The following is a 539-nucleotide window of genomic DNA, read 5'->3' as shown; positions in this document are numbered from 1 at the left end:
GAGACCATCGAGCAGGTGTGCAACAAGCCCGACGTGCGCTGTGTCTCCTTCCGGCAGCTGGCCGACTGGCTGGACGCCCAGGACCCGAAGACCCTGGAGAAGCTGGGCACCCTGGGCGTCGGCGAGGCACCGAAGCAGGGCTGGCCGGCCTTCATGTCGGGCCGACCGGCCCCGGCACCGAAGGGTGTGCCGGGGGCACCGGCTGCCAAGCGGCAGTAGTCGTCGGCCGGTTGCCGCCGCTTCAGACGGCGCCGCCACCTCGGGCGGCGCCGTCACGTGAGGCGGTGCGTGCCGCTTCAGACGGTCGTGGCCGCCACCGCGCTCTCACCGAGCACGAACGAGGGGTCGATCTGCGCCGCCAGGTCGGCCCCCGTGCGCTCATTGCCCCAGGACTGGGCGTTCTTCAGGTGGAAGTGCACCATCTGCCGGGTGTAGCGCTCCGCGTCACGCAGCTCGTACGTCGCGTCGACGGCCGTCCGCAGCCGGTGCAGGGCGCGGCGGTTGACGTCCTCCAGGAGCGCGAACCGGGGCGGTCGGCC

General features: G+C 72.5%; 2 pseudogenes. One reads left to right on the top strand and one right to left on the bottom strand.

Annotated elements, in window-relative coordinates:
* Positions 1–219 (top strand): annotated as a pseudogene (locus BFN33_RS49045) (hypothetical protein); the annotation flags it as partial.
* A gap of 77 nt (positions 220–296) precedes the next feature.
* Here BFN33_RS49045 and BFN33_RS49040 read toward each other — a convergent pair.
* A pseudogene (locus tag BFN33_RS49040) lies at positions 297–539 on the bottom strand (ATP-binding protein); the annotation flags it as partial.

Source organism: Streptomyces sp. LUP47B (assembly GCF_001746295.1).
Taxonomy (GTDB): Bacteria; Actinomycetota; Actinomycetes; order Streptomycetales; family Streptomycetaceae; genus Streptomyces.
The sequence above is the reverse complement of the archived record's forward strand: the minus strand, read 5'-3'. Positions and strand labels throughout refer to the sequence as shown.